Source organism: Corynebacterium sp. HMSC072D12 (assembly GCF_001813925.1).
Classification (GTDB): Bacteria; Actinomycetota; Actinomycetes; order Mycobacteriales; family Mycobacteriaceae; genus Corynebacterium; species Corynebacterium aurimucosum.
Genome location: NZ_KV814416.1, coordinates 16,878 through 33,053, shown reverse-complemented (window position 1 = coordinate 33,053; position 16,176 = coordinate 16,878). Strand labels below are relative to the sequence as shown.

The 16,176-nt window shown below is 58.8% G+C and carries 20 protein-coding genes and 1 tRNA gene; 4 read left to right on the top strand and 17 right to left on the bottom strand.

The window, feature by feature from the left end; genetic code table 11:
- Positions 1-6: 6 nt before the first annotated feature.
- Positions 7-1,092: a LacI family DNA-binding transcriptional regulator gene (locus HMPREF2943_RS10555; protein ID WP_070711550.1), complete on the top strand. Its 1,086-nt coding sequence runs from the start codon at positions 7-9 to the stop codon at positions 1,090-1,092.
- Here HMPREF2943_RS10555 and otsB read toward each other — a convergent pair.
- Genes otsB through HMPREF2943_RS10530 form a run of 5 tightly spaced genes read right to left on the bottom strand, consistent with a single transcriptional unit; the run spans position 1,089 to position 5,883 of the window.
- Positions 1,089-1,832, bottom strand: a complete 744-nt coding sequence (gene otsB, locus HMPREF2943_RS10550; RefSeq protein ID WP_070445997.1) for a trehalose-phosphatase — start codon at positions 1,830-1,832, stop codon at positions 1,089-1,091. The two genes, HMPREF2943_RS10555 and otsB, sit on opposite strands and share 4 nt — an antisense overlap.
- Before the next feature lie 31 nt (positions 1,833-1,863).
- Positions 1,864-2,388: a hypothetical protein gene (locus HMPREF2943_RS10545; RefSeq protein ID WP_070446002.1), complete on the bottom strand. Its 525-nt coding sequence runs from the start codon at positions 2,386-2,388 to the stop codon at positions 1,864-1,866.
- Positions 2,385-3,806: an alpha,alpha-trehalose-phosphate synthase (UDP-forming) gene (locus HMPREF2943_RS10540; protein WP_070711549.1), complete on the bottom strand. Its 1,422-nt coding sequence runs from the start codon at positions 3,804-3,806 to the stop codon at positions 2,385-2,387. The genes HMPREF2943_RS10545 and HMPREF2943_RS10540 overlap by 4 nt, the downstream gene beginning before the upstream one ends.
- 2 nt (positions 3,807-3,808) lie before the next feature.
- Positions 3,809-4,156, bottom strand: coding sequence for a hypothetical protein (locus HMPREF2943_RS10535; RefSeq protein ID WP_070711548.1), 348 nt, complete (start codon positions 4,154-4,156; stop codon positions 3,809-3,811).
- A gap of 50 nt (positions 4,157-4,206) precedes the next feature.
- On the bottom strand, positions 4,207-5,883 hold the full coding sequence (locus HMPREF2943_RS10530; protein ID WP_070446073.1) for a threonine/serine exporter ThrE: 1,677 nt from the start codon (positions 5,881-5,883) through the stop codon (positions 4,207-4,209).
- 185 nt (positions 5,884-6,068) lie between these two features.
- Between HMPREF2943_RS10530 and HMPREF2943_RS10525 the strand changes: the two genes are divergently transcribed.
- Positions 6,069-6,141, top strand: a tRNA-Thr gene (locus HMPREF2943_RS10525).
- A gap of 626 nt (positions 6,142-6,767) precedes the next feature.
- Here HMPREF2943_RS10525 and HMPREF2943_RS10520 read toward each other — a convergent pair.
- From HMPREF2943_RS10520 to HMPREF2943_RS10460, 12 genes are all read right to left on the bottom strand, one after another.
- Positions 6,768-7,898: a head maturation protease, ClpP-related gene (locus HMPREF2943_RS10520; RefSeq protein ID WP_070711547.1), complete on the bottom strand. Its 1,131-nt coding sequence runs from the start codon at positions 7,896-7,898 to the stop codon at positions 6,768-6,770.
- Between the two features lie 21 nt (positions 7,899-7,919).
- Positions 7,920-8,300, bottom strand: coding sequence for a capsid cement protein (locus tag HMPREF2943_RS10515; protein WP_070711546.1), 381 nt, complete (start codon positions 8,298-8,300; stop codon positions 7,920-7,922).
- A gap of 9 nt (positions 8,301-8,309) precedes the next feature.
- Positions 8,310-9,203: a major capsid protein gene (locus HMPREF2943_RS10510; RefSeq protein ID WP_070711545.1), complete on the bottom strand. Its 894-nt coding sequence runs from the start codon at positions 9,201-9,203 to the stop codon at positions 8,310-8,312.
- Positions 9,204-9,437 carry a hypothetical protein gene (locus HMPREF2943_RS10505; RefSeq protein ID WP_039673396.1) on the bottom strand — a complete coding sequence of 78 codons (234 nt, stop codon included), beginning with the start codon at positions 9,435-9,437 and terminating at the stop codon, positions 9,204-9,206.
- A 37-nt stretch (positions 9,438-9,474) separates the two neighbouring features.
- Complete coding sequence (locus HMPREF2943_RS10500) at positions 9,475-9,843, bottom strand: helix-turn-helix domain-containing protein (protein WP_070711544.1); 369 nt, start codon at positions 9,841-9,843, stop codon at positions 9,475-9,477.
- Entirely contained in the window at positions 9,840-10,064 is a 225-nt protein-coding gene (locus HMPREF2943_RS10495; RefSeq protein WP_070711543.1) for a hypothetical protein, read from the bottom strand. Before HMPREF2943_RS10495 ends, HMPREF2943_RS10500 begins: the two co-directional genes overlap by 4 nt.
- The gene (locus HMPREF2943_RS10490; protein ID WP_083315677.1) at positions 10,061-12,112 is read right to left on the bottom strand and encodes an AAA family ATPase; all 2,052 of its coding nucleotides are present in this window, start codon (positions 12,110-12,112) and stop codon (positions 10,061-10,063) included. The genes HMPREF2943_RS10495 and HMPREF2943_RS10490 overlap by 4 nt, the downstream gene beginning before the upstream one ends.
- A gap of 151 nt (positions 12,113-12,263) precedes the next feature.
- A complete protein-coding gene (locus tag HMPREF2943_RS10480; RefSeq protein ID WP_039673388.1) occupies positions 12,264-12,590 on the bottom strand; it encodes a hypothetical protein in 327 nt (108 codons plus the stop codon).
- A gap of 114 nt (positions 12,591-12,704) precedes the next feature.
- Positions 12,705-13,256, bottom strand: coding sequence for a hypothetical protein (locus tag HMPREF2943_RS10475; RefSeq protein WP_070711540.1), 552 nt, complete (start codon positions 13,254-13,256; stop codon positions 12,705-12,707).
- Positions 13,257-13,270: 14 nt separating this feature from the next.
- Positions 13,271-13,639: a hypothetical protein gene (locus tag HMPREF2943_RS10470; protein WP_070711539.1), complete on the bottom strand. Its 369-nt coding sequence runs from the start codon at positions 13,637-13,639 to the stop codon at positions 13,271-13,273.
- 11 nt (positions 13,640-13,650) lie between these two features.
- Positions 13,651-13,986: a hypothetical protein gene (locus HMPREF2943_RS10465; RefSeq protein WP_070711538.1), complete on the bottom strand. Its 336-nt coding sequence runs from the start codon at positions 13,984-13,986 to the stop codon at positions 13,651-13,653.
- Entirely contained in the window at positions 13,983-14,222 is a 240-nt protein-coding gene (locus HMPREF2943_RS10460) for a hypothetical protein (protein WP_070711537.1), read from the bottom strand. The genes HMPREF2943_RS10465 and HMPREF2943_RS10460 overlap by 4 nt, the downstream gene beginning before the upstream one ends.
- 141 nt (positions 14,223-14,363) lie before the next feature.
- Here HMPREF2943_RS10460 and HMPREF2943_RS10455 point away from each other — a divergent pair, with 141 nt between their 5' ends.
- Positions 14,364-14,897 carry a helix-turn-helix domain-containing protein gene (locus HMPREF2943_RS10455; RefSeq protein ID WP_070711536.1) on the top strand — a complete coding sequence of 178 codons (534 nt, stop codon included), beginning with the start codon at positions 14,364-14,366 and terminating at the stop codon, positions 14,895-14,897.
- Entirely contained in the window at positions 14,845-15,993 is a 1,149-nt protein-coding gene (locus tag HMPREF2943_RS10450) for a tyrosine-type recombinase/integrase (RefSeq protein ID WP_168166190.1), read from the top strand. Before HMPREF2943_RS10455 ends, HMPREF2943_RS10450 begins: the two co-directional genes overlap by 53 nt.
- Positions 15,994-16,176: the final 183 nt, after the last annotated feature.

Below are 16,176 nucleotides of genomic sequence, written 5' to 3'. Positions count from 1 at the left end.
ACCGTCATGTCCAAACGCAGTACGACGCTGGCCTCCCTGGCCGCCGAACTCGGGGTTTCGCCCACCACGGTGTCCAACGCGTATAACCGCCCAGACCAGCTGGCGCCTGCCACTCGGGAGCGCATCCTCGCCGCGGCGGCTGAGCGTGGCTACACAGGCCCGGATCCCACCGCGCGCAGCCTGCGCACGCGCCGCCAGGGGTCGCTGGGCGTCCTGCTTACTGAGCACCTGTCCTATGCTTTCGAGGACATGGCCTCGGTAGATTTCCTCGCCGGCATGGCGGAGGCCTCGGCGGGGGCGAGCACGACGTTGACTCTCATCCCGGCCGGTCCAGATACCGTCGGTGCTCCCAATGACGCCCAGGCAGCGCAGCTCGTAGGGTCGGCGGCGGTTGATGGATTTGTGGTCTATTCCGTAGCGGCGGGTGATGCTTACCTTGACGCCGTGCGGCGCCGTGGCCTGCCGGTGGTGGTGTGTGACCAGCCCACGGATTCGGGCCTGCCCTTCGTGGGTATCGATGACCGCGCCGCGATTGCCCCGGCGGCGCAGGCGCTTGTCGACGCCTCCCATACCCGCATCGGCATCCTTGCCATCCGCCTATATCGCGAGCGCCTCGATGGTGAAGTGACGGCTGCGCAGCTGGCTGCGGCGGATATGCACGTGCAACGCTCACGTGTATTGGGTGCGCTCGATGTCTTTGCAGACGCGGGACTCGATCCCGCAAGCATCCCCGTGGTGACGCGCCACATCAATGATTCACGCACCGCTTATGCGGCCGCAGAGGAATTGCTGACTAGGCACCCGGATCTCACCGCGGTGTTGTGTACGACGGACTCGATGGCGCTCGGTGTAATCGCGTATGCACGCGATCATGGAATCGCGGTTCCCGAGCAGCTTTCTGTTACCGGCTTCGACGGCATTGCGCCCGCCTTGGCGCTGGGGCTGAGCACCGTCGTGCAGCCGAATAAGGAGAAGGGAGCGGCGGCGGGGCGCATGCTGGCCAGCCTCATCGATGGGCGCGGAGAGGTGCCGCGCGCGTTGTTGGAGACCACCTTCCATCCCGGGCGGACCGTGGCCCCGGCTGGGGCTTAAGCGCTGTGCTGCGCGCGGGCGGCGGCGAGTTCTTCGAGGAACTCCGTCACCGCCGCGATATCGGGCACGCGCAGCGCCGCTTGCGTTGCGCCCTCACCGACCTTGACGCCGAGGTCCGGCGGTTGGTTGAGCAGGGCGAAGCCGTCTTCATCGGTGGTGTCATCCCCCAAGAAGACCACTGCCGTGGCGCCGACGCGCTGGCGAAGCTTCTCAAGCCACGTGCCTTTCGTGGCCTGTGTAGCAGAAAACTCGACGACGCACTTGCCCGCTGTCTTGGGGAAACCATCGGCGCTGAGAGCCTCGCCTTCTGCATACGCCGCGGCCGCCGCGTCAGGATCCTGCAATTCTAGTGTCCGCAGGTGCAGCACGCGCTGGAAGGGTTTGACCTCCAGTTCCGCGCCGGGGTGGCGCGCGATGATTTCTCTGAGCTCTGCTTCTTTCTTCGCCAGGTGAGCTTCCATCTCCGGAGTGAGGGCGGAATCCTCCCACGAGGACTCGGCGCCATGCGAACCGCCCAAAAGTACCGGTTCGCGCAGCGGGCATACCTGTTTTAGGCCCTCGAGGTGCCGGCCGGAGAGCACCGCGGCGGTGGTGTTCGGGAGCTCCGCTAGGGTGGCCAGGGCGTCGAGCGAGCGCTGCTCCGGCTTTACGTCATACGCGTTGCGTGCGAAGCCCGCTAAGGTGCCATCAAAATCGGAAACAACCGCGAGGTGTTCTGCGGAGGCGAGAGCATCAATCATGCTTCCCACCCTAGCGCTGGAAACTTCAGGGCTACAGCGAGGCCATCCGGATGATCGGTGAGTCCACCTTGTCAGTGCGCAGCGTCAACACCAGCTGGTTGTTCGGGTTAAGCCCGAAATCGAATTCATGGCCCTCAGCAATGAGGTTGCGCATGAGTGAATCGGCCCACTGTATCGAGCCCTCGCAGTCAGCACTGCGCGGCGGGCTCTCATAAGTGGCTTTCTCCACCCGCATCACGTCGCCCTCCCAGATGGTGGAGGCCTTGTCATCCTTGTGGAAGGAAACCTCGGCAGTGAAGGAAACACAGCCGGTCGAGCCCACAGCGGTGTGTTCACCGAAGCTCATGTGCGGCACGTGTGCAGTATCGGCGGGCAGGGAGGAAGGAGCATCCGGAGATGTATAGAGGTTAATGACCTGCCAATCCTTGTCCAGGATGCGCTCATCGCCGCGCGGCGCAGGCTCCTCCTCGGCGGAGCCACACCCGCTCAGACCAAGCGTGAGCAGCGCCGTGCCGAGCACAGCGGTGAGCGCTGCGGCGGGCCGGCGCCGCATCATGCTTCCTCCTGGTTCAGTGCGCCGAGGAAGGACTGCGACCACAGTGCGATATCGTGCTGACGCACCTGCTCGTTCATCGCAATCATGCGCTCGCGCATGGTATCAGGAGATTCCTCCAGTGCCTTGACCGCGGAGAGTAGAGCACGTTTGATGGACTCGATGTCGAAGGGATTGCACAGGTTGGCTTGGGTAAGCTCTGCTGCAGCGCCCGCGAATTCGGAGAGCACGAGCGCGCCGGAGCCATCGCTGTGGGAAGCCACGTATTCCTTGGCCACCAGATTCATACCGTCCTTGAATGGTGTGACCAGCATGATGTCTGCGAGCCGGTAGTAGCGCCGTAGTACGTCTTTCGGGACTGAGCTGTGCTGGTAATGCACCACGGGTGCTCCTAAGCGCCCAAAGCGTCCATTGATGCGGCCCACGGCTTCCTCCACCTTCGAGCGCGTGGCGCGGTAGTGATCGATGCGCTCGCGCGAGGGAGTAGCTAGTTGGACGAAGGTCACCTCGTCCGGGTCCAGCGCCCCGGTCTCGAGGAGTTCCTCGAAGGCAGTGAGGCGCTGCAGGATGCCCTTCGTGTAATCCAAGCGGTCGACCCCCAAAATGACGTGTGCGGGGTTGCCCAACTCAGCGCGGAGCTGGGCGACGTCCTCTGCATCGCCACCCTCAGCGAACTCACTCGCTGCAATGGAGATGGGAAAGGCGCCGACCCCGACGGAATGACCGCTATTCGTCACGATGCGGGCGGTCACCTCGCGGGTGCTGACCTCACCTTCTACTGTGAGGCCCTGGGTGCGAGCCAGCTCCACGAAGTTGCGGGCGTTGGATTCGAGGTGGAAGCCGATCAGGTTGGCGTCGAGAAGCCCCCGCACCAACTCTTCACGCCACGGCAACTGGCGGAAGAGATCCGGGGAAGGGAAGGGGATGTGGAGGAAGAAACCGATAGTGAGATCGGGGCGCAGTTGGCGCAGGATGCCAGGCACCAGCTGCAGCTGATAGTCCTGCACCCACACCGTGGCATTCTCCGCAGCGACGGCCGCTACCTCGTTGGCAAAGCGCAGGTTGACCTCGCGGTAGGTGTCCCACCAATCGCGGTTATAGATGGGGGTGACGATGAGATCGTGATAGAGCGGCCACAGGGTGGCGTTGGAAAAACCCTCGTAAAAGGCCTCAAAATCCTCATTCGTGAGGCGTACCGGGTGAAGCAGAACGCCGTTGTCGGTGGTGAAAGGCTCGGGGGCTTCGTCGGCCACGCCCGGCCAGCCCACCCAGCAGCCCTGGTGCTCTTCTAGGACAGGGGAGAGCGCGGTGACGAGGCCGCCCGGGGAGGCCTTCCACTCACGGGTGCCGTCGGCGGCGGTTTCGAGGTCCACCGGCAGCCGGTTGGCCACGACTACGAAGCTATTGCTGCGCCCGGACATAACTAGGCCTTCTTCGTGGCCTTTTTAGTTGCCTTCTTGGTAGCTTTTTTGCTCGACTTCTTAGTGGCCTTCTTGGTGGCTTTCTTCGTAGCCTTCTTTGTCGTCTTCTTGGTGGACTTCTTGGAGGCCTTCTTGCTGCTCTTCTTCGGAGCGGCATCGGCTTGCTCAGCCAAAACCTTGCGGTGGACTAAGCCTTCTGGTTCGACGCCCAGCATCGACATGAGGGTCACGCCGTCGAGGAAATCCTCCGCATAGGTGGCGACGACGCGACGCGCGGCGCGGGCGGTCTCTTCCTCTACTGCATGAGTCTGATCAGCGGCGGGCTGAGTATCTGTGACCTTTGGTGGCACGGAGTCCTCCTGGGATGAAGTGTGAAAGCTTTCAGACCGGCTATTCTACGCTATTGCGAGTCCGTTGGGGCGCTCGGGTCATCTTTGCCGGGCACTGTGTAGGTGGGGCGCTGCGCTGGAAATTGCGTGGTGACGGGCCACATGTCCGTGACGGCATCGCCCTGCTGGAAGCGCGCCTGCTGTGCAGGCGTCGGCGGTTTGGGGCCGAACTGCGGCGGTGGGGCTGGCAGGTTGTGACGCGGAGCGAAGGGCGATAGGGGAACGCGCGGAATGCGGGCGCGCTGGGCCAAGCGGGTGGCACGCGAGAAGGAGAACGTGCCCAAGCGCTTGATCGAGTTATAAGGCCGGAAGTATTGCGGGCGGCGCAGGCGGCGGGCCACTCGCTCGCCGAAGACCACGCCAGCGGCTAGTGCACCGGAAATGGCGAGGGCGCTGGCCAGGTTGGTCAGGCCGGTAATGAGCTGTTCGTTGAGCATGGCGTACATGCCGCGGTACAAAGTCAGACCCGGCAGCATGGGGGTATAGCCCACGATCATGGTGATGAGCGGCGGCATCATGTAGCGGCGGGAGAGGAGACCACCGGCGAGGCCGACCGCCACGGCCGAAATGCCAGAGGCGACGACAGCTCCAACGCCTAATAAGACGACGAGGAAATAGTAGAAAATCATACCGGCGGCTGCGGTGAGCCCGGAGATGGTGACCTCGGACCACGACGCTCCCAGCGCTAGTGCGAAGGCGGCAGAACCGATTCCACCGCACAGCACCAGAAGGGGGATCTGGTGATAGACGGGCGGGGCGAGTGTCGCCAGTGGCGGCAGGCTGAAGCCCAACCACGAAGCCACCTGGATACCTAGACCGACGCCGGCGATGATAGCGCCGGTGGACATCAAAGCCTCAAAGAACTTGGCGGAGGAGGTCACGGGCGCGCGGGTGATCCCGTCCACCAAACACTGCACCAAGGTCAGGCCCGCCACCAGGATGATGATTCCGGAACCGATGATTTGGGAAGGTAGCATCTGGATGCCAAATCCCGCGAAGATGTTGTAGAGGATGGCCGCGGGGACAACGGCGAGTAGGCCGCCGACGAGGTTCTGATAAAAGGGCGGCAAGCGATAGTCCGCCAGGAACATGTTCGTGCCCATAATGAGTGCCGAAATGAGGAAGGTGACAACCCCGACGAGAAGGTCGCCGCCCAGCATCACGGCGATGAATCCACCCATGGCACCCCACGCGCTGACGATGGTGGTCTTGGAATAAGGGTTCTTCATCGCGTCGATGTCATCCAGGATTTTCTCCGCCATTGCCGGCGGGGTAGCACCGGAGTGGATGGAGCGGATGAGCCGGTCGACGGCGGAGAGTTTAGTGAAGTCCACGGCGATGCTCGGTGCCACGCGGAAGACATGGAGGTTGTGCCGCTCCGGTCCGGTGCCGATGGAGGTGTGGATGGTGATGGTGTTCATCAGAATCGACACGTGGCAGTAGTGCAGACCATAGGAGGAAGCGACGAGGTGAATCTGCGCTTGCACGTCGGTATTGGCTGAGCCCGCCGCAATGAGGATTTCACCAACGCGTGCGGCGATTTCCATGACGCCTGTGACCTGGGCCGGATCGGTGAGATCGACAGGGGCTAGAGGGGAGGGCGGTGGTGCGGCCTTTGCAGCGTCGATGGTGGCGACGGAGGCCGAACGGTACAGCAGGCGCTGGCGCAAGGAAGAAAGAACAGACACGGAAAAGATAGACCTCAACAACACTTCTGGGTTCGGTAAGTCAGCACTTTAGTAACTGCCGTCGATTTATGCACCTGCCAGTGCTTTTCGCGGCTTTTACGTTCACTTTTTCGCAGCGCAAGCACCCTGACTTTCTCTGTATGGGGTGGGCTCAGGTACGATTCCCCTAGCGGATGAGCCGCGGTGCTGGAGTGGCGCAATTGGTAGCGCAACGCACTTGTAATGCGTAGGTTGCGAGTTCAAGTCTCGTCTCCAGCTCAAATAGTCCCAGCTCAAGAGCGATTTATGGAAGAGTAACACTTGAGTATTTTTCTCAAAGTGTCCAAAAAATGTCCAAGAAATATCTCACACTCAATGGCTCCTGAAAATCTGTCAACAGTGTGCGGAGAGAGACGCGCTGACTCAGGCGAACGGGGCGGGGAGTCAGGTGACCAACCCGCTTAAGAAAACAGGCGGCACCGGAATGCTGGAACTCGTACACAGGCCCGGCCCCTATGCCTTCCGGCCCACCACATCGAGGCGGGGAGGGCATCCCCCAGGGTGCCGTTTCCTATAATCCCCCGACCTGTACACGAGGGGAGCAACAACGCCTTCCGGCGGTGCCAGCGGGTAGGGGTGGGAAAGATTCCCTGCCCTTCACTAGCCCACCTTCCTGTGACTGTGTTCAACGAGGTCACGCAAACTTTTGGCCTGTGTGTAAAAAATCCTCGTGCTCGGCGTCATGAGGGTAGGGGCACGCTGGGGATACGGCCTAAGATTCTGGCCACCCGGTCTATTTCCAAATAAACGCCGCGGTGGTGTCGTTCTGTCGGTCGCGGGGCGCAGGGGATTAAAAAGAGCTCCCGTGCCGGTGAGGCGCGAGAGCTCAGGGAAGGTGACTGTCGTTAGCGAACCCAACCTTGCGGAGTGTCGTTGTTCTCCCAGTCAGGTGAGCGGCCATGACCAGTCTCAACGCGGGGGATTTCCTCACGCCGGTTTATGGCGCGAACCGTGTTATCGGGGTCGTTGAGGTAGCTTTTAATCCAGTCTTCTCGTTGGGTGGGTGAGACCTTGCCGATTCGGATTGCTTGGTTAACGACTTGTTCAGCGGCCAGGCGGTCGTCTTGGTCGCGTGCTGTCACACCACGATGGATCGCTTCTTGCATCTCTCGCCAGACTCGTCGGTCGACGGTGACGGGTGCTTCGGCGGCGTGGTTGAGGATGTTTAGGGCCGCTTCTTCTTGAGTGCTTTCGGAGAGCTTCTTACCGGCGGCGATGATGTCCTTGATGGTGGTGATGACGTCGTTGATGGTGGCTGACTCAACGTCAAGGTTGAGTAGGCTGGCGAGTTCTTCCCACTGTCCTTCTTCAAACGACGGCGCTGTAGTCTCGGGCGTGGTTTCGTTGCGGGAAAAGTTATCGAAGATTCCCATTGTTCGGCTCCTTCGGAGTTGTGTCAGGTTTGGTTTGGGCGCGTTGTCGCGACCTGTGTATCGGTAGTTCTGCGCCAGGGCGTAGACCTTCGCGTCGTTGTGAGCGACGGGTGTTGCGTGTTGGTTGATGCCGTTAGCGAGTCCAGCTTCAACAGCTTCGCGAGCACTGAACCATGTTTCTTCCCTCATGAGTGCTCGCCACTGGTCGAGGGTGCCACCGGCTTTCTCTGCGTAGATTGAGGCGATGTTTGCCGATACGCGGTCGAGGTCAGCGGCGAGCTTCTCTAGCTGCGTGGCATTGCCGTTAGCAGTGCGGAAAGCTTCATGAATCATGAGTTCGCTGTTGGGTGCCATGAGTACGGTGTTGCCGCCACCGATAGCGATGTAGCTTGCGGCGCTGGCGGCGACTCCGTCGACGATGGTGGTCACGTGGCCGGGGTAGTTTCTCAGGGCGTTCATGATGGCGACTCCTTGGTAGGCGTCGCCTCCTGGGCTTGAGATTCGGACAGTGACCTTGCCGGTCATGGTGGACAGTTGCTTGCGGACACTGTGTGCGGTGCTGTCGCCTTCTCCGATGACGTCGTAGATAAGTATCTCGTTCATCTTGCTGTCCACTCCTTGGGGCTAGTGAGCCAGGCTAATGAGGGCGTCGTCGCCTTCGTCAGCGTCGTCGACAGCCCAACCAACAGTGATGCCGTCGCCAGCCGGGGCGGCCTTGCCGTTGGCTCCTACGGATACGGCGGCACCAGCGGTAAGAGCTGCGGCGGCGGTGACGGTGACGATGCGGCCGGATCCGCGTGCGACTCCTACGAGGTCGCCGGGCTTGGCGTCGTACTTGCATACACCGGCGACGGCTTCGCCAGGCTTGGCCGGGGCGACGGTGATGAGTCCGTTCTTCATGGCGGCGGCGTAGCCGAGGAAGGTCTTACCAGTGACGGCCTCGTCGACGTTGGCGGTGAGGTCGGTTCCGGGATTGAAGCGTTCTTTCATTTGGTTGGTGTACATCGTGGCCTCCTAGACGTTGGTGATGGTTGCGATGGCGGCGGGAAGGGTGATGCCCATGACTGGCATGGCGTAGCCCTGTACCCAGGTTTGGCGGTGGTGTTCGTCGCGCCAGGTGGTCACGGTGAGTGATTCTTCGTAGCGCACGAAGCCTGCCTTACCGGGGTCGACGAGGTAGGTCTTCTCCTTCGGGACGTAGTTCGACGAGATAAGTTCCAGTCCGAAGGTGTCGAGCATGGCCTTCATGTTGGGGCCGTATGCTGCGAGGATTCGGGACTTGGTGAGCGGGTTGACCAACATCTTCGAGTAGGTGATGCCCAGCTCCTTGGTCTCTGCGATGGCGAAGGCGTCAGCGATAGACGAGGTGGGGCGCTCGTTCGGGGCGGTGATGGTCGCCGGGTCGCCTTCGAGAACAAGGTCACTCCACTTGGTGCCGGTATGGGCGATGGAGTTGGTTTCGCCAGATTCGTCAGCGGCGGCGATGGTTTCCATGGCGCGCTGATTGAGCTTGCGGCGAATTGTGTTGGACAGTGCGGTGACGTCGTTGTCGAAGTCGACGGTGAGGTTACGTTTGCGGGCCTCGTCGGAGATAGCGAACTTGCCACCGTAGTCTTCTACGCGGGCGAGTTCAGCTTCGGGGCGCTCACGGTAGACGATGGCGTACTCGTCGCCGGGTTGGCGGGCGGTGACGTCGTTGTCGGTGTAGAAGTTCTTCTCGGTGGTCTTGGAGTAGATGACAGTGCCACCTTCAACCGGGCCAGCGTCGTTGGAGAAGATGGTGTCAACGAGAAGGTTGGCGGAGGCAATTTCAGCCACCCGTGATGCGATTACCGTTGGGTTGGCAAGCGCTTCATCAATGCTGATAACGCCATCGTTGTAGTCTGCGCGTGCAGGGTAGAAACTCATTTACTTATCTCCTTCGGTGTTGTTGGTCGCCTCGTCTTGGCCTGCCCAGTACCCGAGAAGCCAGGTCGCCAGGTAGGACGGATTCGAGTAGGCGGGAACTGACGGCGAGTCAACGATGTGCGGGGCGACGGTGAACGTGACTTCGCGGTTGACGCCGTCGGCGGGCTTGAGGTTTCGGTCAACTGGGCAGCAATTCATGATTTGCCGAAAGTCCAGCGGGATTGAGTAAGACATGAGTCTCCCTTCATAGTTGTTGTTGGTTGTGAGCACGTCACCTGTAGTCGCGATAGGCCTCAACGTCTTCGCGGTTGAAGTACCAAGGTTTGCCGTTTCGAACTCCGGGGAGTCTGCCTCGTTGCGCCAGGCGGCGAACGTTGCGTTCTGAGCACCCGAGGATTTCGGCGGCGCTAGCTGTGGTGATTTGCTCATACTCTGCAGTGTCTTCGAAGGTGGGGCGTACTGGTTCCGAATGTCCTGTTGCGGAATGAATCTGGGCCGCTAGGTGAAGAATCTTCGGGTTGAGGTTCGCCCCGTGCCGTTGAGCTAGGTCAGCGGCGGCAAGAACAGCGGTGGACAGGCGGCGGGCGTCGCTGTAGCCAAGAATCATGAAGTCTCCTGAGATGAAGAACGGCTTACTCATTGTTGGGCCTTCTTTCCCATTTCGAATGCTTCAATGTGGTCGACGATGCTGTCAGCGAAGCGATAGATGTCTTTGTCCTTGATTTCGAACGCAATTGATTTCCCATCGTGCGTGGTGATGATGAAGCTCATGCAGCGGTGCCGCTTGTCGTCTCTGACGTCGTTGATGCTGAGTTTCCCGGTTCGCCACGTGAGGCCTGGTGCTCTGAATCGTGTTCTCATGCTGTCTCCTTGCGTACGTACAGGCCGCGCTCGTTGATGCGGATAAGTCCCTTCATCTGAAGGCGTTCGATGATGGTGTAGAAGTCGCCCGCTTGGTCGAGCTGTTGCTTGGTGAGGTGTTTCTGAATTTGGTCGGTGGACTGTCCTCGGGTGGTGTCGAGGGCGTCGAGGACAGTGGCCTCAAGGTCGTCTTCTTGAGGCGTGTTGAGGGTGAAAAGTTCTCCAGTTGGGCCAGTGTGTGGCCCGTGGCCCGACTGTGATTTTTGCCCAGTTGGGCCATTGTGTTTTGCCTGCATATCGCCAGTTGGGCCAGTTGGGCCACGATTATTTACCCCTAGGGAGGCGTTGGCCCGACTGTCCCGACTGGGCAGCGACCAAGTTGCTACCCTTGGGAACCCCGCCTTATCGGACTTGCCACCAAGATTCTTGAAGGCTCGTTTGATGGTGCGCTCTGCTGCTACGTCGGCTTTCTTCGCGGCTTTCAGAACTTCGGCACGCGGGGTAGGGCCGCGTTCGGTGAGGTAATCTTCTAGCCACACTTCGGCGTCAGTGCGGTCGTCAGGGGTCTCGTCACTGTCGTTTCGTTCAAGAAGCTCAGTGGCGGGCGTGTCAGTGAACTCGCCCCACTCGATGACACCAAGCTCGGTGAGTTCTCCACCGTCGAGCTGAACTGGGCGGGACACGATGGACGCTTCGCGCGAAACAATGCCACGGGCTAGGTTGGCTTTCGTATTGGTGACGATAAGCCTGCCATCGTTGTCTATGGCGGCGGCGAGTACACTACGGGCAATCTGACTCCAGGCGATGGAACCTAGAAGAAGTCGACCCGTGTCGCTGCCTTCTTTTTTGCCGAAGTGCGCCAGCCCAACAATGGTGATGGCGTACTTGTCCGCGCCAGCTGCGAGCGGTTCAAGGAACTGGCGAACATGGTCATCCTTGTAGCCGTCGAGTTTCGGATCCATTGATGACTTCGCGGCGTCGAGGATGACGAACTTCACGCCCTGGTCGGAAAGCTCACGAAAGAGAAGGTCGGTGTCCTGAGGTAGGCGGAGGTGACCTTCGGCCCCGGTCTCTGTTTCCACGTCGATAAAGAAGACGTTGTCGAGGTTGGCCCCTGCAGCCTGCAGACGAGGTTTAACGGTGAAGGAGCGGGAATCTTCGGAGTTGAGGTAGGCGCATTTCATGCCAGCGCGGCTGAACTCAGCTACCCAACTACATGCGATAGTTGATTTTCCGATACCTTCACGCCCTGCGAGAAGAGTAAGCATGTTGGCGGGAATCCACTCAGGAATGAGCCAATCAACTTTCTCGGTTTTCACGCTGCTAGCTTTGACGAGCTTCACGCGGCGGCGACCAACCTTCTCACCAACCGCAACGAGGTCGTCGGAGGTGTGCCCGGCGGCGATATGGTCGGAGAGATCCTTACCTTCGGCGGCGTGAACGATACGCACAGATTCGGGGCGGGACTCCATGCCGGTGAGGTGGGTTAGAACGTTGTAGGCGCGCTTCTCGCCTTGGCTGTCCTTGTCGGCAACGATGATGACCTCACGGCCTTTAAGCGGCGTCCAGTCGGCCTTAGCGGGGCTAGTGCTTGCGCCTTGTGCTTGGGATACGGCGGCGGCTTGCCACACGGTAGCGGCGGTGGTGGCGTCCTTCTCGCCTTCCACTACGTAGACCGGGCCAGGTGTGGCCAACGAGGCCAGGCCGTAAAGGTTCGTGCCCTTCGTGTTGCCAGACTGTTTAAACAACTTCTCTGGCGAGCGGTGCACGAAGCGACCATCACCATAGTCATAGCGAACACCCTTCGGGCTATCGAAGAGATCTCGTGTGGTCATTCCCAGGGCGTCGAGAACTTCGTCAGTGTCGCCATTGTGGCAGTAGACAAGAAGTTGGTTCCCGTTGTAAGTGATGCTCGTTCCTCGGTCTTGGTCACTGTGGCCGGGTGTTTGCACCTGGGCGCGTTTACCGGATTCAAGTTCGCGGTAATTCAGGCCGCTTCGTTCTACGGCTTCAATGAATCGTTGATAAGAGTTGTCAGCGCTATGCACTTCGAGAATCTTTCTTTCATGGGGTGACAGGAGGAGAGACGAAATGGAGTTGCATTTGTCGGGGTGCCCACATCGTTGACACTGTGTGTGGGCCTGGTGCCCTCCAGCGGCTCGAACGCTGGCGCCTGCCAGTAGGGCTAATTGGGTTGGGCTAGCTTGCGATTAGGTCGAGGTAGGACTGATAGCAGTCGTTGAGGTAGTCACATGCCTCAAGCTCAGTTGAGAAGACGTAGAAGTCCTCACCTGAAAGCTCTTTGACGTGCCAATCTCCATCGCCGGGTCTGAAAGACACCATTTGTCGCGGTGGTGCGGCGAGGTAGTCAAACTGTCCACTCAGCACTGCGTTGGGGTACTTGATGAAGATTCCGATTGTCATTCCGTGGTAGATGACCTGAAAAGTTCTGACGTTAGGGTCGTCGGAATCGAAGTCGTCTGCGTGCGCTGAATAGTCAAGTTCCTTGAGCTGGTATTTGGTCACAGTGTGCTCCTTATGCTGCGAGGGGGTTGGGGAGGTCGAGGTGTTGGAGTAGGTCTTCGGCGTCAGCAACGAGAAGGAGATCCGCTACTGAGAGAAGCGCGTCAGCGTTAACGATCATTCGTCGTCACCTTCTCCCCAAGACGTGAGGCCAGCGCGCTCTAAGTCCAGGTCGTCGACGGCCTTCATCGCGTCCAGGATGGTCATGTAATCGCCGCCTTCGCGGTAGCGGTCTACAAGTTCGTATTGCAGGTCAGTCGGAAACAAGTCGTTCTGTCCGGTCACACGAATGATTTCCTCATGCTTGCGGGCTTCGTGACGCTCCGCTTCTTCCCGGCGCTTCTTCGCGGCGCGCCACTCTCGTTGAGTGGCTTCGTAGCACTCTTCAACGAGAGCACGAAGCTTCTTAATCAGCGCGGTGTTGAGCTTCTGGATTTCTCCAAACTGCTCGTCGAGTTCGCGGTACTCCTCCGGGGTGGCGTTGATTGCTTTCTCGTCGATGCGCTGGAGTTTCCAGTTGTTGTTGGTGATAGCGGCCTCAACCTTGTGGATAGCCCGGCGAAGCTCAATGCTGCTAGACTCATGTGTATTCGAGTTCATATCAACCTCGTTCTTTCCCTCGTTGGTGTTCGCAGCACCAGCGAGGGTCTTCTCATTTTTGATGGTCACTTTGGTTGGCCTCCTTATGCGGCGGTGTTCTGGTTCGGGATGGTGGCGTCAGGTGTGCCGTTCGGGTGCATCGTGGTGATGTTGTCCGGGCGGTAACGCACGCCTTCGGGGTCGGTAACGACTTCGCCCTTGTAGTGCAAGCGAACCGGAAGGCCGTTGCTGTAGTGAGTGGCGCGGTGCACGTTGTGATACATAGCCTCCTTGCGGACGGCGTCGCGGATACCGTCGAGGATGTAGATCGCGTTCTGCAGGTTGTCAGGCAGCTCGTCGAACTCAGGACAGCGACCGTTGATGTCCTGAATCTCTGTGTTAGCGGCGTCGAGCGAAGCGAGCACACTGTCAGCGAGATAAGCCAGTGAGTCTTCGGCGTGGTATTTCTTCATGATGATTCCTCCTAATCGGATTGAGTAGCGGCGATGATGTCTTTCTTGGCCAGGCCTGTTGTGACGATGCCTAGGCTTTCAGCGAACTTGCGCCACTCAGTGATGCTTGCGGCCTTGGCCGGTCGTTGAACCTCTGGTTCTTCGGTGTGTTCGTCGAGGGGCTTGGCCGGTAGTGCTGGTTCCTCATGCTCCTGGTGGTGCTCGGGAGACTCAGCCACGGCGAAGGCTTCGGGAAAGTTGCTGAGCACTTCGGCGCTGATTTCTGCGCGGGTGCCGGCGAGAAGCAATTCGTCATTTACAGTCGGGCGAATGCTCTGAGTGACCTTCACTTCAATTCGATCACTCATGCTGCGTCCTTCTCGGCGTTGGCAACGGCTTGGTTGAGCAATTCGAGGGCTTTATCGGCGGGCATACCGACAGCCTCAAGAAGAGGCATTGTTGGAATGACGATGCGGTTGTTGATGTGAAGAACACGGGACGGGAACGTGTTGTTTCGGATCGAAGCGTAGAACGTGCTCTTGCTTACGTTGCCGAGGAAGAGAAGTGCTTGGGATACGGAAAGAGATGGAGGAAGTATGTCCATTTCGATCTCCTAGTGTCAGTAGCGGTTAGGATGTCAACACAGTATGAAATGAACTATCAAGCTGTGTTACACAATCTGACACTAACACCACTTATCAACGTGTGCAACACAATTTGACACTATTTGGAAAGGTGTACCTCGATGGTGGATAAATCTTACGCAGCCATAAACCTGAAAGCGCTGCGTACGGCGGCCAATATGTCCAGGCAGGCACTAATTGATGGGCTTAAAGAAAAGAATGGTTTAACTCTCCATTCGACCTCCCTGAGACGAATTGAAGAAGGGGAGCAGCCAATGAAAGTCGATGAGGCGATGTACTTTGCTGACTTTTTTGACGTCCCCATTAACGCCTTTATCGAAGCTCCAATTGGACATTCGTATACCGAAATTCAAGCTGACTTGAAGACTTATTACTCTCGTCGCTACTCGCTGGGGTTGGAGTTGGGCGCATGGGCTGCTTGGCATGAAGTATGCACGGAAAAATATCGCGAGGACTATGTGGCAGAAAGTGATGACAATGAGGAATTGCAAGCGATCACTCGGGAATCGCATCGTTCTTTCCGTGCTCTCTTAAAACATGATTCGGCATTTGTAGAAGATGCGCGAAGGCTAGAGTCGAAGCTTGGAGGCTCTGGAGAGTTTGAAGAAACGACGCGTAACGATGGCACGCGGTAGGCCAGCAACCCCACCAGGCACCTACGGCGCTATCTCTAAACCGAAGCAACTGCCGAACGGGATGTACCAAGCCTCAACAAGATTGAGACTCTTCAACGGCAAGACAGTGCGCGTTAGGGCCACCGGAAAGACACCAACCAAGGCAGAACAAGCGCTCAAGGAACGATGTACTGCCAGGCTCCAGGGCGACGACAATGACGAGCTTCGCGTCACCTCAACACTCTCGTCGCTCATGAAGCTCTGGATAGCACAACACGACGTCACGGAATCCTCCAAGGAGACCTATCAAAAGTGCATCGACATGCACATTAATCCCGGTATCGGAAACCTGCGCCTCAACGAGTTCACGGCACAACGAGCACAGCACTTCCTCGGGTCTCTAACTCCAGGTACAGCACGAACTGCGCGGGCTGCGCTAGGTAGTGCATGTGGCTTGGCGGTTCGGTGGGGAGTGATGCCACGAAACCCAGTACGTGACACGAAGCTCAAGAAGAAGCGACGCAACGAGGTTCGCGTTCTGACAGACGAAGAGGCTCAAGAGTATCGCGATGCCGTCGAGAAGTGGTGTGGCGGCAACACCTCGGGAACCAAGCGCGGTGAGTCTCTTCTAGAGATCGTTGATGTGCTCCGAGGTAGCGGGATGCGGATTGGAGAGGTCTTAGCGCTTCGCTGGAAAGACGTAGACCTTGATGCTGGGATGCTGACTATCAGGGGCACGGTCGACAACAAGGGCGGGCGTAAGTCGTTCCCCAAGACCGAAACCTCACGGCGCACTATCCCAGTGAAGAAGTGCGCGCTCCAGGCGCTAGAACGACAGTGGGCCAAGGAGTACCGGCCCTACTTTGGTGAGATAGTGTTTCCCACTCGTAACGGTACGTATAGGACAGTTCCCAATGTGTCAGGAGACCTCAAGAAGGCGCGGGGCGACTTAGATATTCACGCTCATGATTTCAGGAAGACTGCAGCGACTCGGATTGAGGAGAAGCATGGAGTGATGGCGGCGTCGAGGTACCTAGGACACTCCTCAACGAGCGTCACGGAACAGTCCTATCTGGCGCGGCCTTCGGTACTACCTGACTACACGGATGCGTTCTAAGAGTGTCCAAAAAGTGTCCAAATAGTCAGTGAAAACATCGGGAATGTTCGAGTGTGTTAGGAATCATTAACTCGTCTGCCAGTAACGACAGGAAACCTCAACACTCCGCGTTCTAGTCAATATCGCAAAAACGTAAGCGTAGGTTGCGAGTTCAAGTCTCGTCTCCAGCTCAAAAGGGCCTTT

Coding starts and splice junctions, on each gene's coding strand:
- HMPREF2943_RS10540 (WP_070711549.1), bottom strand. CDS start 3,806: ATGTCCGGGCGCAGCAATAGCTTCGTAGTCGTGGCCAACCGGCTGCCG.
- HMPREF2943_RS10510 (WP_070711545.1), bottom strand. CDS start 9,203: ATGAGTTTCTACCCTGCACGCGCAGACTACAACGATGGCGTTATCAGC.
- HMPREF2943_RS10460 (WP_070711537.1), bottom strand. CDS start 14,222: ATGGACATACTTCCTCCATCTCTTTCCGTATCCCAAGCACTTCTCTTC.
- HMPREF2943_RS10455 (WP_070711536.1), top strand. CDS start 14,364: ATGGTGGATAAATCTTACGCAGCCATAAACCTGAAAGCGCTGCGTACG.
- HMPREF2943_RS10470 (WP_070711539.1), bottom strand. CDS start 13,639: ATGAAGAAATACCACGCCGAAGACTCACTGGCTTATCTCGCTGACAGT.
- HMPREF2943_RS10515 (WP_070711546.1), bottom strand. CDS start 8,300: ATGTACACCAACCAAATGAAAGAACGCTTCAATCCCGGAACCGACCTC.
- HMPREF2943_RS10555 (WP_070711550.1), top strand. CDS start 7: ATGTCCAAACGCAGTACGACGCTGGCCTCCCTGGCCGCCGAACTCGGG.
- HMPREF2943_RS10500 (WP_070711544.1), bottom strand. CDS start 9,843: ATGAGTAAGCCGTTCTTCATCTCAGGAGACTTCATGATTCTTGGCTAC.
- HMPREF2943_RS10545 (WP_070446002.1), bottom strand. CDS start 2,388: ATGATGCGGCGCCGGCCCGCCGCAGCGCTCACCGCTGTGCTCGGCACG.
- otsB (WP_070445997.1), bottom strand. CDS start 1,832: ATGATTGATGCTCTCGCCTCCGCAGAACACCTCGCGGTTGTTTCCGAT.
- HMPREF2943_RS10495 (WP_070711543.1), bottom strand. CDS start 10,064: ATGAGAACACGATTCAGAGCACCAGGCCTCACGTGGCGAACCGGGAAA.
- HMPREF2943_RS10505 (WP_039673396.1), bottom strand. CDS start 9,437: ATGTCTTACTCAATCCCGCTGGACTTTCGGCAAATCATGAATTGCTGC.
- HMPREF2943_RS10465 (WP_070711538.1), bottom strand. CDS start 13,986: ATGAGTGATCGAATTGAAGTGAAGGTCACTCAGAGCATTCGCCCGACT.
- HMPREF2943_RS10520 (WP_070711547.1), bottom strand. CDS start 7,898: ATGAACGAGATACTTATCTACGACGTCATCGGAGAAGGCGACAGCACC.